Annotated in this window: 10 protein-coding genes and 1 pseudogene; 6 read left to right on the top strand and 5 right to left on the bottom strand. The window is 74.2% G+C overall.

Annotation, left to right across the window (positions count from 1 at the left end):
* Positions 1-40 precede the first annotated feature (40 nt).
* Entirely contained in the window at positions 41-712 is a 672-nt protein-coding gene (locus AB0I16_RS35210; RefSeq protein ID WP_363253758.1) for a response regulator transcription factor, read from the bottom strand.
* Between the two features lie 192 nt (positions 713-904).
* On the opposite strand from AB0I16_RS35210, the gene AB0I16_RS35205 reads away from it, so the two are divergent.
* The 6 genes from AB0I16_RS35205 (at position 905) to AB0I16_RS35180 (ending at position 9,668) form a co-directional block, all read left to right on the top strand.
* The gene (locus tag AB0I16_RS35205; RefSeq protein WP_363253757.1) at positions 905-2,977 is read left to right on the top strand and encodes an ATP-binding protein; all 2,073 of its coding nucleotides are present in this window, start codon (positions 905-907) and stop codon (positions 2,975-2,977) included.
* 54 nt (positions 2,978-3,031) lie between these two features.
* A complete protein-coding gene (locus AB0I16_RS35200; protein ID WP_363253756.1) occupies positions 3,032-3,292 on the top strand; it encodes a mersacidin/lichenicidin family type 2 lantibiotic in 261 nt (86 codons plus the stop codon).
* 74 nt (positions 3,293-3,366) lie between these two features.
* Positions 3,367-3,630 carry a mersacidin/lichenicidin family type 2 lantibiotic gene (locus AB0I16_RS35195; protein WP_363253755.1) on the top strand — a complete coding sequence of 88 codons (264 nt, stop codon included), beginning with the start codon at positions 3,367-3,369 and terminating at the stop codon, positions 3,628-3,630.
* Positions 3,631-3,682: 52 nt separating this feature from the next.
* A complete protein-coding gene (locus AB0I16_RS35190; RefSeq protein WP_363253754.1) occupies positions 3,683-6,958 on the top strand; it encodes a type 2 lanthipeptide synthetase LanM family protein in 3,276 nt (1,091 codons plus the stop codon).
* The gene (locus tag AB0I16_RS35185) at positions 6,955-7,479 is read left to right on the top strand and encodes a hypothetical protein (RefSeq protein WP_363253753.1); all 525 of its coding nucleotides are present in this window, start codon (positions 6,955-6,957) and stop codon (positions 7,477-7,479) included. Before AB0I16_RS35190 ends, AB0I16_RS35185 begins: the two co-directional genes overlap by 4 nt.
* Before the next feature lie 44 nt (positions 7,480-7,523).
* The gene (locus AB0I16_RS35180) at positions 7,524-9,668 is read left to right on the top strand and encodes a peptidase domain-containing ABC transporter (RefSeq protein WP_363253752.1); all 2,145 of its coding nucleotides are present in this window, start codon (positions 7,524-7,526) and stop codon (positions 9,666-9,668) included.
* On the opposite strand, the pseudogene AB0I16_RS35175 reads toward AB0I16_RS35180, so the two are convergent.
* The 4 genes and pseudogenes from AB0I16_RS35175 to AB0I16_RS35160 form a co-directional block, all read right to left on the bottom strand.
* Positions 9,661-9,840, bottom strand: a pseudogene (locus AB0I16_RS35175) (cupin domain-containing protein); the annotation flags it as partial. The gene AB0I16_RS35180 and the pseudogene AB0I16_RS35175 overlap by 8 nt on opposite strands.
* Positions 9,803-10,141 (bottom strand): hypothetical protein, encoded by a 339-nt coding sequence (locus AB0I16_RS35170; RefSeq protein WP_363253751.1) that lies wholly within the window; start codon positions 10,139-10,141, stop codon positions 9,803-9,805. The gene AB0I16_RS35170 and the pseudogene AB0I16_RS35175, both read right to left, overlap by 38 nt.
* Positions 10,138-11,772, bottom strand: a complete 1,635-nt coding sequence (locus tag AB0I16_RS35165) for an ABC transporter substrate-binding protein (RefSeq protein ID WP_363253750.1) — start codon at positions 11,770-11,772, stop codon at positions 10,138-10,140. The genes AB0I16_RS35170 and AB0I16_RS35165 overlap by 4 nt, the downstream gene beginning before the upstream one ends.
* Positions 11,773-11,776: 4 nt before the next feature.
* A complete protein-coding gene (locus AB0I16_RS35160; RefSeq protein ID WP_363253749.1) occupies positions 11,777-13,939 on the bottom strand; it encodes a hypothetical protein in 2,163 nt (720 codons plus the stop codon).
* Between the last annotated feature and the right edge of the window lie 323 nt (positions 13,940-14,262).

The following is a 14,262-nucleotide window of genomic DNA, read 5'->3' as shown; positions in this document are numbered from 1 at the left end:
GGACGGAGCCGGGCCACCGCGCTCCGCGGGCCGCCCACGTTCAGGCACGGCCCAGGCCCGCGTCGCGGGCCTGGGAGACGGCGGCCGCCCGGTGCGCCACCTGGAGCTTGGCGAAGATGCGGCTCACGTGGTTGCGCACCGTCTTGTCGGAGAGCACCAGCTCGCGCGCGATGCGCCGGTTGTCCAGGCCGCGCGCCACCAGGTCGAGGACCTCGCGCTCACGCTCCGTCAGGTCGGGGAAGGGCCGGGCGGCGGCCGGTCCCCGCTCGCCCGCGAGGAGTTCGGCGATGCGGCCCGCGACCTCGGGGCCGAAGACCGCCCCGCCCAGGGCGACCGCACGGACGGCGTTGAGCACGGCCTCGCGCCCCGCGCCCTTGACGAGGTAGCCGCGGGCCCCGGCGCGCAGCGCGGCGAGGAGGCTGGCGTCGTCCTGGGACATCGTCAGCATCAGGACGGGCAGCAGGGGGTGGCTCGCGGCCAGGGTACGCGCGGCGGCGGGCCCCGATACGCCCGGCAGCCCCAGGTCCATGACCACTACGTCCGGCGACGAGCGGCCGACCAGCGCTTCCAGGCCCTCGGCGGAACCCGCCTCGGCGACCACCTCGACGTCGGGCGCGCTGTCCAGCGCGGCGCGCAGTCCGGAGCGGAAGAGGGGGTGGTCGTCCACTACCACGACGCGGATCGGCCTGCCCGTTTCACTGCTGTGAGTCACGGCCGCATGCTACTGGTAGTGCCGTGATCACGAAGAGTGAACGACCGGCGGTTCTCCCCTTCGGAGTACGGAGCGCCTCGCGGGAACGCGAGTGGTCCGCGGGGGCCTTCGTCGTCCTGCTGTGCGTCCTCGCGGTGCTGGGGTGGGGCGCCCTGTGCGCGCCGTTCGCCGCTGGGCGGCTGGACCCTCGACATGGGCTCGGACCTGTCGGCGGCGCTGGTCGGGCTGCCCTGTGCCGTGCTCGGCTTCCTCGTCCTGGTGCGCACCCCGGACCGCGTCACGGGCTGGCTGCTGCTGGTCATCGGTTCGGGGCTGACCCTGCCGCTGTTCACCTCGCAACTGGTGCTGCTGACCGATCCGGGGCCGCGCATGGTGCTGTGGGCGCATCTCTTCGCCCACCTGTGTTCCCTGGCGGACGGCTACGCGATGGTCATGCTGCCGCTGACCTTCCCCGCCGAACGGCGCGCCGGTCCCTTCGTACACTGCTACGCGGGCGCCCTGCTGGTGGTGTGCGTCGTGCTCGTGGCCGTCGCCACGGGCGTGGAGGAACCGCCGGGCGGCGGCCCGCACCCGCTGCTCGGGACAGCCTGGCGCGATGCCGCGCTGACGGTCCTCGAACCCTGCGTCACCGCCAACCTGTGGCTCATCCTCATCTGCGCGGTCATCAACGTGTCCATCGTGGTCAGCCGCTGGCGCCGCGCCGACCGCTCCGCGCGCCGTGAGGCACTGGCCTTCGCCGCCGCCTACTTCCCCTGGACCTACGGCGACTTCGCCGAGGAGATCCCGGGCATGCCCGCGTGGTCGGTGTACGCGGCGTTCGCGACCGGCGCCGCCGGGTGGTACGCGGCCGTCGCCTACGTCATCGGCAGAGGTGCCATATGGCAACTGGACCGCACCGGACGCCGGTTGCTCATCACGGCCGTGGTCGTCACCGCCGTCGTCCTCACCTACACCGCGGCCGCCGTCGCGGTCTCGACCGTGCTGCCCGGCGCCGGCAGCGCGGGAGCCTTCGCCGTCGCCGTCGTCGCCGTGGTGATCGGTTCCGGGCTCCGGCCGCTCACCGGGTGGGCGAGCCGCCGCGTCGACCACCTCTTCAACGGCCTGCGCTCCGAGCCGAGCGACGCGGTACGCGGGCTCGCGCGCCGCCTGCGCGAGGCTCCGGAGCCCGAGGACGTGCCCGCGGTGCTCTGCAGGTCCGCCACCGACGACCTCCGCTTCCCCGCCGCCGTGGTGGCCGTCGGGACCCGCTCGGGACCCCACACCCTGGCCACCGCCGGCGGGCACTGGGACGCGCGCGAGGCGTACGAGTTCCCGTTGCGCCACCGCGGGCAGGTGATCGGCACCCTGCGCGTGGCGCCCCGGCCCGGCGAGACCTCGCTGCCCGACCGGGACGCCGAGCTGCTGCAACTGCTCAGCGACCAGGCCGCGCCCGCGCTGGCCGCGCTGCAACTCCTGGAGGACGTGCGCGCGGCACGGCAGCAGGTCGTCATGGCCCGCGAGGAGGAGCGGCGCAGGCTGCGCAGGGAACTGCACGACGGGCTCGGCCCGCTGCTGGCCGCCGCGCGGCTGCACCTGGACACCACACTGGCCGTCGGCGCGCCCGCCGCCACGACCACGGCCGCGGAGGACGACCGCGCCGCCGCGCCCCGCACGGCGCCGGACGTCACCGAACTGCTGCTGCCCGCGGTCGCCGCCGTCACGGAGGCCGCGGCGGAGGCCCGCCGGATCGCGAACGGGCTCGGCCCCGCCGTACTGAGCGAACGCGACCTCGGGTTCGCACTGCGGGACCTCGCCCACCGGCTCGACGGGCCCGGCATGGCGGTCGGCGTCCACCTGGAGCCGGCCACGCTGCCGCCGCTGCCGGCCGCGGTGGAGCGCGCCGTCTACCGCATCGCGGCCGAGGCCCTCGCCAACGCCGTGCGGCACGCGGGGGCGTCGCGGTGCGAGGTGGCGGTCACCGCGGGGCGTTCCACCGTTCTGCTCACCGTCGGCGACAACGGCTCGGGGCTGCCCGCGCGGGTGCGTCCGGGCGGGGTCGGGCTCGGCTCCATGGCGGAGCGGGCGCGCGAGCTGGGCGGCTCCTTCGAGGTGGTCAGCGACGCCCGCGGCACGAGCGTGCGGGCGCTGCTGCCGACCGCCGGCGACACGGCCGGCGCTGTCCCGCGGCCGGCCGGGACAGGGACGGGACAGGGAGGGGACCAGGGGCTCATCCGGCCGGGACACCGGGCGGCCGAAGCTGGGTGGGAGCACCGCAGCAGGACGTAGCCGGCCCCGTCCGGGGCGGTCGCCGCAGTGCCGTACGAGAGCGAGGGAGATCGCATGGACATCGCCAGGGCGTGGAGAGACACCGAGTACCGCGCGTCGCTCACCGAGGCGCAACGGGCCGGACTCCCCGCGAACCCCGCGGGAGCCGTCGAACTGGACGACGAGGAACTGGCCGGACTCGTGGGCGGCACGGGGGTGGTCTGCGGCGCGGTCACCGTCTCCGTCTGCGTCTCGGGCATGGTCGGCTGCCTGACCATCAACAACTCCCTGTGCAACGGCACGTGTGCCTTCAACACCTCCGGGTGCTGCGGCTGATGCCCCGGGCGCGCATCCGCACGCCCGCTCCCGCACTCCCGCACTCCCGCACTCCTGACGAGAGGAACCACCTCATGGACATCGTGCGGTCCTGGAAGGACCCGGAGTACCGGTCCTCGCTCTCCGACGACGAGCTGCGCGGGCTGCCCGCCCACCCGTGCGGCCCGGTGGAACTGAGCGACGAGGCGCTGGCCGGCGTACTCGGCGCCAGAACCGAGCCGCTGAACACCGCGGGCTGCTGCGCGGGCACCAGCTCCCACACCAACTGCGGCGGCCACGCCACCTGCTGCAAGGTGACCGAACGCTGCTACACCTGCGGCGGGGCCGCCTGCCACTGACGGCGTTCGGCACCAGGCCGAGCGCCTCGCACCGAAGACACGGGGACACCACATGACCAGTGACAGCGCGGTCCATCCGCACACCCCCACCGGCCTGGACGCGGCCGCGTGGCACCTCGCGGCCTCCCTCGCCGAGCGCGTCGAACGCACCGCTCTCGGCCGGCCCCCCTCAGGCGTGGACGCCGAGCGCGGGCGGCGGCGCCTGGAAGCCTGGAAGGAGGAGAAGTTCTACACCTTCACGCCCGAGCAACTGGCGAAGTGGCTGGCCTCGCACGGCCTCACCGAGTCCGGTCTGGTCGCCCTGCTCGGCGAGACACGGGAGTCGGTCGCCGCCCGCTTCGCCCACACCCCGGAGCACGTACGCACCATCGAGCGCGCCTGGTCGGCCGGGCACCCCGCGGACCATCCGGGCGGGCACGGCTTCCTCACCCTGGTCGCACCGCTCATCGACGACGGCCGCCGGCGCATCAGGTCCGCCCTGGCGCAGCTCCTCGCCGACCGTCCCACCGAGCACGTCACGTACGAGACGCTGGCCGAGCAGTTGTGTGCGCCGCCCGCCGTGCTGCCCGGCGTGCTCAGCCGCACGATCGTCCTCGAACTGAACGTGCTGCGGGTCAGGGGCGGCCTCGAAGGCGCCACCCCCGAGGACCGCTTCCAGCACTTCCTGCGCAAGCTGGCCGACCCCGAGTACGCCGTCGGCCTGCTGAGGGACTACCCGGTCCTCGCCCGCGACCTCGTCCGCGTCGTGGACAACTGGGTGCGGACGCGGGTCGAGTTCGCCGGGCACCTCCTCGCCGACCTGCCCGGCCTCCTCGTCCACCTCGGTGACCCCGGCACGCTCGGCACCGTGGCCGAGGTCTCCTTCAACGCGGGGGACTCCCACCGGGGCGGCCGTTCCGTGGCGATCGTCCGCTTCACGGACGGCCGGAAGGTGGTCTACAAGCCGCGCTCCCTGGCCGTCGACGTCCACTTCCAGGAGCTGCTGCGCGGCCTCAACGGACTCGGGGTGCGGCCGGAGCTCCGTACGCTGTGGGTCCTGGACCGTGCCGACCACGGGTGGACGGAGTTCGTCTCCACCGGCGGCTGCGCCGACCGCGAGGCCGTCGTTCGGTTCTACCGGCGCCAGGGCGCCCACCTCGCGCTCCTGTACTGCCTGGCCGCGACCGACTTCCACTACGAGAACCTGATCGCCTCGGGCGAGCACCCCGTGCTGGTCGACCTGGAGGCGCTGTTCCACCCGATGACGAGCGAGCGGGAGATGCCGCCGCACATGCCGCCGCACGCCGTGCGGGTGCTGTCGGATTCGGTCCTCTCCGTCGGCCTGCTGCCCACCCCGGTCATCTCCTTCGAGGACGACGCGGCGGACGGTCTCGACCTCAGCGGGCTCGGCACGCCCGCGGGACAGCTCACCGCCGCCCCGGTGCCCACCTGGCAGGATCAGGGCACCGACCGGATGCACCTCGTACGGCGCCGGGTGGAGATGCGCGGCGGGCAGAACCTCCCCTCGCTCACCCAGGACACCGTCACCGTCCTGGACTTCCAGGACGAACTGGTCGCCGGGTTCCAGCGGACCTACCGCCTGCTGCTCGCCCACCGCGACACCCTGCTCGCGCCGGGCGGCCCCGTCGACGCGTTCGCGGCCGACAGCGTGCGCGTGGTCCTGCGCTCCACCCAGACGTACGCCCGCATCCTCCAGGAGGGCCACCACCCCGACCTGCTGCGCGACGGGCTGGACCGGGACCGCTTCTTCAGCCTGCTGTGGGGCGAGCAGCACAGCCCCGTGCGCGACGCGGCCGTCTCGACGGCGGAGCTGGACCAGCTCAGCGCCGGTGACATCCCCATCTTCACGGCGCGCGCCGACTCCCTGGACCTCGTGTCGGGCGACGGGACGGTCATCCCCGCCGCGCTCGAACAGAGCGGCATGGACCGGGCCCGCCGGCGCATCCGGTCCCTGTCCGAGGAGGACCTCGCCCGGCAGACCTGGTTCCTCGATGCCTCGCTCACCGCGCTGACCCTGGGCGACGACGTGAGCGAGCCCCCCGCCGCGCTGCCCGCGCACGGTCCGGCCCCGGCGAGCGCCCCGGCCACCGACGACGCGCTCATCGCCGCCGCGCGCCGCACCGGCGACCGGCTCCTCGAACTCGCCGTGACCGACGGGGACACGATCTCCTGGCTGGGCCTGGCCCTGGTGGGCGAGAAGGTGTGGCACGTCGGCCCGGCCTCCATGGACCTCTACAACGGCATCGCGGGCATCTCCCTGTTCCTCGCCCACCTGGCCGAGCAGACCGGGGAGCCCGCCTACCGGCGGGCCGCCGAGGCCGGGTCCCGTGCGCTCGTCGGCCAGTTGGAACGGCTCGGCGGGATGGACGAGAAGACCGTCCGGCTGCTCGGCATGGGCGTCTGCGCCGAACTGGGCGGCTCCGTGTACGCGCTGAGCCACCTCGGCGCCCTGTGGAACCGCCCCGACCTGCTCGACGGGGCGGCCCTGGCCGTCGCGCCACTGCGCACCCTCACCCCCGACGACCGCGCCCTGGACGTCGTGGCGGGCTCCGCGGGCGCCGTCCTCGCCGGGCTCGCCCTGTACTCCGTACGCCCGGACGACGGGACGCTCGACGCCGTCACCTCCATGGCCGACCACTTGGCGGCCCGCGCCGACACGTCGGGGACCGGCGCGGCGTGGCACTGCTCCATCAACCCCGCGGCGCCGCTGACCGGGTTCTCCCACGGGGCGTCGGGCATCGCCGTCGCGCTCGCCCGCGTCGACGCCGTCACCGGGCGGGGCGCGTACACGGACCTGGTGCGGGCGGCGCTCCGCTTCGAGCGGGCCTCCTACGATCCGGCCGCAGGTCACTGGCCGGACCTCAGGGACACCGTGCCGGCCGGTGCCTCCATGACCGCCTGGTGCCACGGCGCCCCCGGCATCGGCGCGGCGCGCGCCGCACTCCTGCCCCACCTGCCCGACGACGGGCCGCTGCGCGAGGACCTGGCGACCGCGGTCCGCGCGACCCTCGACGCCGGGTACCGCGCGGAGCGCCTCACCGGGCGGGGCAACCACAGCCTCTGCCACGGCGACACGGGGAACATCGAGGCCCTCCAGCTCGCCGCGCGGGCGACCGGCGACGCCGGGCTCACCGCCCACGTCGGCCGGCTCGCGGCGGCCCTGCTGAGCGACATCGAGCGGCGCGGGCCGCTGTGCGGGGTGCCGCGGGGAGTGGAGACGCCGGGCCTGATGACCGGCCTGGCCGGGATCGGCCACGGCCTGCTGCGCCTGGCCCGTCCGGACGCCGTGCCCTCGGTCCTGCTCTTCGAAGGCCCGAAGCTCCCGTGACGGCGACCGCACCGGACGGCCCGCGCTTCCGGGCCGAGGCGCTCGCCGCCTACAGCGGGGCCTCGGCCCGGCCGGCCCCGGAGAGCCCGCCGCGCGTGCCGCGCCGCCCGGTGGTGCTGCTCGTCGTCCTCGCCGCGGTCCTTGCCTGGGTGGTCTCCACGCCCATGGTCCCCCGGTACGTGGACGGCACGGTCGTGGCCGGCAAGGGGGCGACGCCGTACTGCCTGCTGCCGGCCGGCACTCCGGCGGGGCGGCTGCCCGGCCGCCGAGCGCGGATCATCGACCGCCACCGGACCGGCGAGACGCTGCCGGTCGCCGCCGCGGAGAGGGTCGGGACCGGGCGGGGGCTCACCGCGCGGGGGCTGCCCGCAGATGTGCCGCTTCCGGTGGTCGTCGTACGACTGGCGCGGGCCCCCGGCACGGCCACGGCTTCGGCGGCCGGGCGCGCCGGGCCGCGGCGGGTGGCGATCGAGATGTCCCGGCGCTCGCTGCTCGACGTCCTGCTGATGCGGGGCAGGTGAGGGCGGTGCGCCGATACCCCTGGCCGTCGTGGCGCCGCCCTCGCGTGCCCGTGCTGCTCCAGATGGGCCTCGCCGAGTGCGGGGCCGCGTGCCTCGCCATGATCCTCGGCGCGTACGGGCGCCACACCCGCGTCGCCGAGTGCCGCGACCTGCTGCGCGTCGGCCGTGACGGCGCCAGCGCCCTGCAGCTCACGACGCTGGGGCGGCGCCTGGGGATGCGGGTCCGCGCCCTCAGCGTCGACCTCGCGGGGCTCACCGAAGTACGCGGGCCCTCCCTCATCCACTGGAACTTCAACCACTACCTGGTCCTGGAGAACTGGGACGGCCGCAGGGCCACGGTGGTCGATCCGGCCGCGGGCCGCAGAGTCATCCCGTACGACGCGTTCTCCGCCGGATTCACCGGCGTCGTCCTGGAGTTCACCCCGGGGCCGGACTTCCGGCCCCGCAGGTCCACCCGCCGGGCCGAGACGCTGCGCTTCGTGCGCGGTCTGCTCGCGTCGTCCCGCGGCCTGACGGCCGCCGTCCTGCTCGCCTCGCTGCTCCTCCAGCTCATGCTCCTCATCCCCTCGGTCCTGACCAAGGTGGTGATGGACGAGGTCCTGGGATACGGCCGGGCCGACCTCCTGGCCGCGCTGGCCGTCGGCGGCCTGCTGCTGCTCCTGACACACGCCACCGCCACGTACGCACGCGGAATCCTGCTCGACTTCTTCGAGACCCGCATGGACGGCACCCTCATGCGGCGCTTCCTGAGCCACCTGCTCGACCTGCCCTACCGGTACTTCGTGCTGCGCGGCAGCGGCGACCTCCTGATGCGCCTGTCGAGCAACGCGCTCATCCGCGAGGTCGTCACCGGCCAGACGGTGTCGTTCGTGCTCGACGGCGCGTTCGTGCTCGTCTACATCACCCTGTTCCTCGTCATCCACCCGCTCTACGGCTGGCTGGCGCTGGCCCTCGGCCTGGCCCAACTCCTCGTCGTGCTCGCCGGCTTCCGCGCCCAGCGCCACATGGCGCAGCAGGACGTCGGCGCCCAGGCCGAGGCGCAGAGCCGCGCCGCCGAGATGCTGACCGGCATCGAGACCGTCAAGGCCATGGGTGTGGAGGAGCATGCCTACGACCGCTGGTCCGCCCTGTTCGAGAAGCAGCTCCAGGCGTCCTTCCGGCGCCGCCGCCTGGACTCCCTCCTGGAGACCGCCCTGGGCACCCTCCGCGCCGGCACGCCGCTGCTCCTGCTGTACGTGGGGGTGCGCGAGGTGATGGCGGGCCGGATGTCGCTGGGCACCATGATGGCGATGAACGCGCTGACCTACTCCCTGCTCGGCCCGATGGCCGCACTGCTCGGCGCGGCCCACCGGCTCCAGTCCGTCGGCGTCAGCATCGACCGCCTCAGGGACGTCCTCGACGAGGAGGTGGAACAGGACAGGACGGCGGTGCGGCCCCCGGGCAGGCTCACCGGAGCGGTGGAGCTGCGGGGCGTGGGCCTGCGGTACGGCGGAGAGGGCCCGTGGGCGCTGCGCGGGGTGGACCTGCGGGTGGCGGCCGGGGCGAAGGTGGCGCTGGTGGGCCGCACCGGTTCGGGCAAGTCCACGCTGGCCAGGCTGCTCCTCGGGCTGCACGTGCCGACCGGGGGCGAGATCCGCTTCGACGGCCGGCCGCTGACGGACCTCGACCACCGGCTGCTGCGCGGCCAGTGCGGCGTCGTCACCCAGGAGCCGTCCCTGTTCGCCTGTTCCGTACGGGAGAACATCGCCTTCGGGCACGAGGGCGCGTCGCTCGACGACATCGTCGCGGCGGCACGGCGGGCCCAGATGTACGACGAGATCATGGCCATGCCCATGGGTTTCGAGACCGTCCTCGCCGAAGGCGGCGGCGGTCTCTCCGGCGGCCAGCGCCAACGTCTCGCCCTGGCCCGCGCACTCGTCCGCGAGCCGGCCCTGCTCGTCCTCGACGAGGCCACCAGCCATCTCGACGCGGTGACCGAACAGCGCGTCGACGACGTCCTGTCGGAACTCCCCTGCACCCGCGTCGTCATCGCCCACCGGCTCAGCACGGTCGTCAACGCCGATCTCATCGTCGTACTCGACGGGGGCACGGTGGTGGAGACGGGGCGGCACGACGACCTGCTGGCCAGGGACGGCTGCTACGCGGAGCTGGTGCGGGGGCAGTTGCGTGCCGGGGGGTTCGTCACCTGACCGCCGGGGTGCCGGGCCCGGCCGGAGCCGGGTGCGCGCGCTCCCCCTGCGCGCCGAAGAGGGCGAGGACCTCCGCCGGCCGGTCGCCCGCGCTGCCGATCCAGTGCGGTACGCGGGTGTCGAACTCCGCGGCCTCACCGGTGCCGAGCCGGAACTCCTCCTCGCCGAGCACCCGCGAGGCCACGGGCCCCGGAGGGCAGACCGCCACCGCCACCGACACCGACACCGACAACGTTCTGCTCGTGCGCGACGGCCACGACGACCCGGGCGAGCGTGGGCAGCAGGAGCGGCGGTGACTCCGGTACGGGGACGCCGCCGTTCCAGGCGTTCGGGACCAGTTCGGTGGCCGATCCGCCGGGGAGCAGCCGCTTGAGCAGGGTCGGTTCCTCCGTTCCCGAGAGCCCCACCCAACTGGCCACCGCGAGCGCGCCGAGGCTGACCGGCAGGGTCACCGTGCGCCCGGCCCGGCTCACGACGCGGGTTCTCGGGTTCCGCGCACCACGCAGTCCTCCGACTGCTTCCGCTCCAGCGGCCACGCCAGGCCGACGAAGCCCAGCCGGCCAAGGCCCGCCTTCTCACCGGGCCGCAGCTTCACCACCGCGAGGGGCTTGTTGTACGGGTTGCCCGCCGGGGTGAGGCAGATGCGGCCGCTGGTGCCGTCGACGCGGTTCTTCGCCTGCATGGTGGCCCAGCGATTGCCCACCTGCTCGGTGGTGGGCGCCGCCTCGCCGGGGAGCTTGGCGCCGCGGACCGCCTCGACGGCGGTCCGTACGCCGTCGTGGACCATCATGGTCCGGGAGTCGGCCAGGTCCACGGGCCCGATCTCGGTCGCCTTGAGGGCCTTCTCCAGCCGGGCCAGCTCGTTCAGCGGGTCGCGCAGGTAGCCGGGGGCCTTCGCGGCGTCGGGACGGCGCCCGGTCCGCTCGTCCTTCTCCGCGTCCTGCCAGCGCCGCACCTCGGTGCGCCAGGCGTCGGGGTGGGCGGGCGCCGCGTACTGCACGGTCATCTTCGGTCCGCCGGAGTCGTCCAGGAGCTGCGCCCAGTCGTCGTCGGACATCTTGTTGTTCAGCGACGCCGCGTCCGAGCCGGAGACCACCGTGAACCTGGTGTCCTCGCACCTGTCCTGCGCCAGGCGCTTGAGGAACAGCCGCAGGTGGGTGGAGCGCCCCGCGAAGTAGACGGTGTCCGCGCCGGAGCTGCAGATCGTGTCGACCGTCGGGCGGAACTGGTTGTCGACGTCTCCCTCTTCGGCGATGCCCGGCGAGGTGAAGGTCATGGTGTCGGGTCCCGCCGGCCCGGTCTCCGTCCTCTCCAGCTCCTGGAAGGCGTCGGCGAGGGAGCGGACGTACGGGTCGGGCCTGATGTCCCGCACGACCACCGTCCTGTCGTTCCTGCGGCTGCCGTTGTAGTCCGCGAGCGCGCGGGCCTGGTCCTCGTTGGTGGGGAGGATGCGGGCCAGCCCCTTGAACGCGCGTTCCTCGCCGTCCTCGTTGGCGAGCGAGCCCGCCGACGCCCGTGCCACGAGCACCGGCACGTTCTGCCGGGTGAGGTCGCGGATCGCCGTCCTGGTCGCGACGAGGGAGAGGTTGAAGCCGGTCACGGCGCGCAGGCGGTGCTCCGAGTGGGCCATGTCGACGAGGTCGGGGACCACCTCGTCCTGCTTCTCGTAGTCCTTGCCGGGGTTGGCGAGCACCAGGCGCACCTTGGGCGCGCCCTCCTCGCGGTTGGCGCGGTACTGCGCGGCATAGGCGCCCTGCAGTTCGCTGCGCAACTGCTGCTTCTCGGCCTTCGACTCCGGTTGCAGCGGGAGCATCATCGCCACGGTGACGTACGTCTTGCCGAGCCGGCCGTTCTCCTCCTTGATGCGGTCGACGACCGGGCCGATCTCCCGCACGCCCCAGTCGTAGCCGGAGCCGTTGACACCTATGCACTCGTCACCGGACTCGGTCACGCCGTCGGCGCAGGACTTCGCCCGCTCGATGATCCGGTCCGCGACGACGTACCCGGCCACGACGACGGCGACCACCACCGCGCAGGTGATGATCCGCTTGAGCAGCGTCTCCCACGTCTTCTCGTACACCCGGCTACCGAAGGTCTGCGACATCCGCTCAGCTCCCCTGACTGATGTGAGAAGTGCAGGCGCAGGGCTGCAGCGGGCGCTTGCCGCCGGCGCGCTTGCCCCATGTCCCGGCCCGGTCGGCGAGCACGGGCGCGGGCTCGGGGTAGGCGAGCGCCAGATCGCCGAGCAGCTCCGCCATCTTCTCGGCGGCCGCGGCGTCCGGCGGCCTGGTGCGCTCCTCGCAGAGCCACACGGCGTGCAGCAGCTGGTCCAGCCGGCGTTCCAGCGTGGTGCCCACGATCTCCGCCACGTTCATCCGGGCGTGCCGCGGGTCGGGGCCGCCAAGGAGGGGGGCCTGGGCGATCGCCAGCAGTTGCTCGCACCACTCCTCGGCCCGCGTGCCGGTCGCCGGGAACTCCGCGGCGAGGTGCCTGATCGCCCGCTCGGGTCCGCCGCCCGCGACGAGGTCGTGGTTGAGGCCGTGGGCCGCGGTGGTGCCGAAGGCGCGGTCCGGCGCCTCGGGAAGGGCGCGGTAGTGGGCGTACAGGAGGCTGTGGTTGCGGTGCCAGTCGGTGGCGGGGGTGGTGGCGCCGGGGGTGGAAGGGGTGGTGCCGGGGGTGGCGGGGGTGGTGCCGGGGGTGCCGTACAAGCGGCACATCAGGAGCTGGCGGAGGCCGAAGTCGCCGATGAAGTGCCGCTCGCAGGCCGGCCAGCCGCTCTCCTGCAGATACTGCTGCACCTGGTCCGCGGTGAGCCCGCCCGCCAGTTGCTCCAGCTCGCCGCTGCGCAGCAGCTTGCGGGCGCAGTCCCCGGTGTGGGCGACGGACAGGTGGGTGAGCAGATCGAGCCAGCGGCCGGTGTGTCCGACGGGCAGCCGCTCCGGCGGTTGCCGCAGCACCAGCTCCTCCAGGAGCACGTCCCGCACGGGCGCGGGAGCACCGTCCAGGACGACCCGGTGGGCCAGCAGGTCCCTGTCGTTGTCCAGCCGGGGCAGGTTGGCCGCCGCCTCCGCCAGCCGCTGCACCATGCGGGGGCGGTGGCCCGAGAGGCGCCGCACCGCGCCCTGGGCCCGGAACAGCAGTCCCTCGTTGTCGGCCGCCCCCGCTTCTTCGAGCACCCGCTGCTTGACCTGTCCGGAGGTGAGCGGCGGCATGCGCAGCAGCAGGACGGCCTGCCCGAGCTGACCGCGCGCGGGCATCCGCTCCCACTTCTCGGGCGCCGCCTGCTCGCCCGGCCGGTAGACCGCGAGCTCCTCGGTGCGCTGCTCCCCGGCGAGGAACAGCGGCTCGGCCATCCGCTCGCTCGCCACGAGCACCGTGCGCCCCCGGTGGCCGTCGGCCCAGTCGTCGAGGGCGGCGGCGAGGAGCGCGCGCCCCACCGGCCAGTTGGAGTGCTGCAACAGGATGGCGGGGCGGCCGACGCGCTTGAGTCTGGCGCCGGCTCCGGAGTAGGCCGCGGCCACGTCCTCGCGCAGGGCGCGGAAGAGGAAGCCCTCGGCGAACCGGCGCCCCTCCGCGTCCCTGCGGAAGCTCTTGCCGAGCAGCCGCAGCCCGGTGGCGGCGCTTCCCGCGGCGCCCGGATAGTTCCGGTACGTGCCCTGCACCGGCTCGTCGCCCCTCGCGACCAGTGTCTCCAGGAACTCGGTCAGCGCCGCGCCGACCAGCGGCATCGCCGCCGCCGGGGCGACGATCGCGGCCAGTGCGACCAGGTAGCCGTGCGCCACGTTCCTGAACACGCGGATGCCGCGCGACCGCGGGGCGTGCAACAGTCGGCGGTAGCGGGTCAGTTCCTCGTCCAGTTCCTGCTGCCGCAGCCCCTGGCCCGCCGCGACCGCCGCGACGGCCGCCATTCCGGCGAAGAAGCGGGGTGTGGGCACGGCACCGCCCGGGCCGTCCCACTCCTCCATCCGCTGGGCGATGTCGTACAGCGTCTCGGTCGCGGCGGACCGGCAGGAGGGGCGCTCGCCCGCCTCCCGCTCGTACTGCGGGTCGGCGCAGTCCACCAGCGCCACCGGCGCCTTCGCGCCGAACCGGTCGCGCAGCTCTTCGAGCAGTTGCCGCTTGCCCATGCCGGGGCCGCCGGTGAGCAGGACGACGGGGAGGTCGGGGCCGTACGCCGGCGCGCTCATCCGGCTGTGGGCGTTGTGGGCGAGGAGTCGGGGGAAGAAGCGGTCGTCGCCGAGCAGTTCCTCGAAGCCCAGCTTGGCCACCATTCGGTACACCCCCCGTGCCGTGCCTCGTGTCGCGGTCGCCGTGCGGCAAGCGGTCGACGTCGCGGCGAGTGTAATGGAGCGGCCGTTGAAAACCAGGTCGACTTCCAGAACTCCGTCCGGGGCCGGATGCGAGGCCGCCCGCGACTTTGATCAACTTTTCTCGTTCACAGGGGTGTGCGCCCGCGCATCCGGGGCAACCGCTCCTGGACGGGGAAGGACGACACCACAGAGAGACAAGGGGCGGGTCAGATGATCACCGCGACAGTGCCGGGCCGGACGCAGGCGACGCAGAGCGAACCCACGCCCACCCAGCAGGCACTGCC

The sequence above is a fragment of the Streptomyces sp. NPDC050703 genome (assembly GCF_040654435.1).
GTDB lineage: Bacteria > Actinomycetota > Actinomycetes > Streptomycetales > Streptomycetaceae > Streptomyces.
The sequence above is the reverse complement of the archived record's forward strand: the minus strand, read 5'-3'. Positions and strand labels throughout refer to the sequence as shown.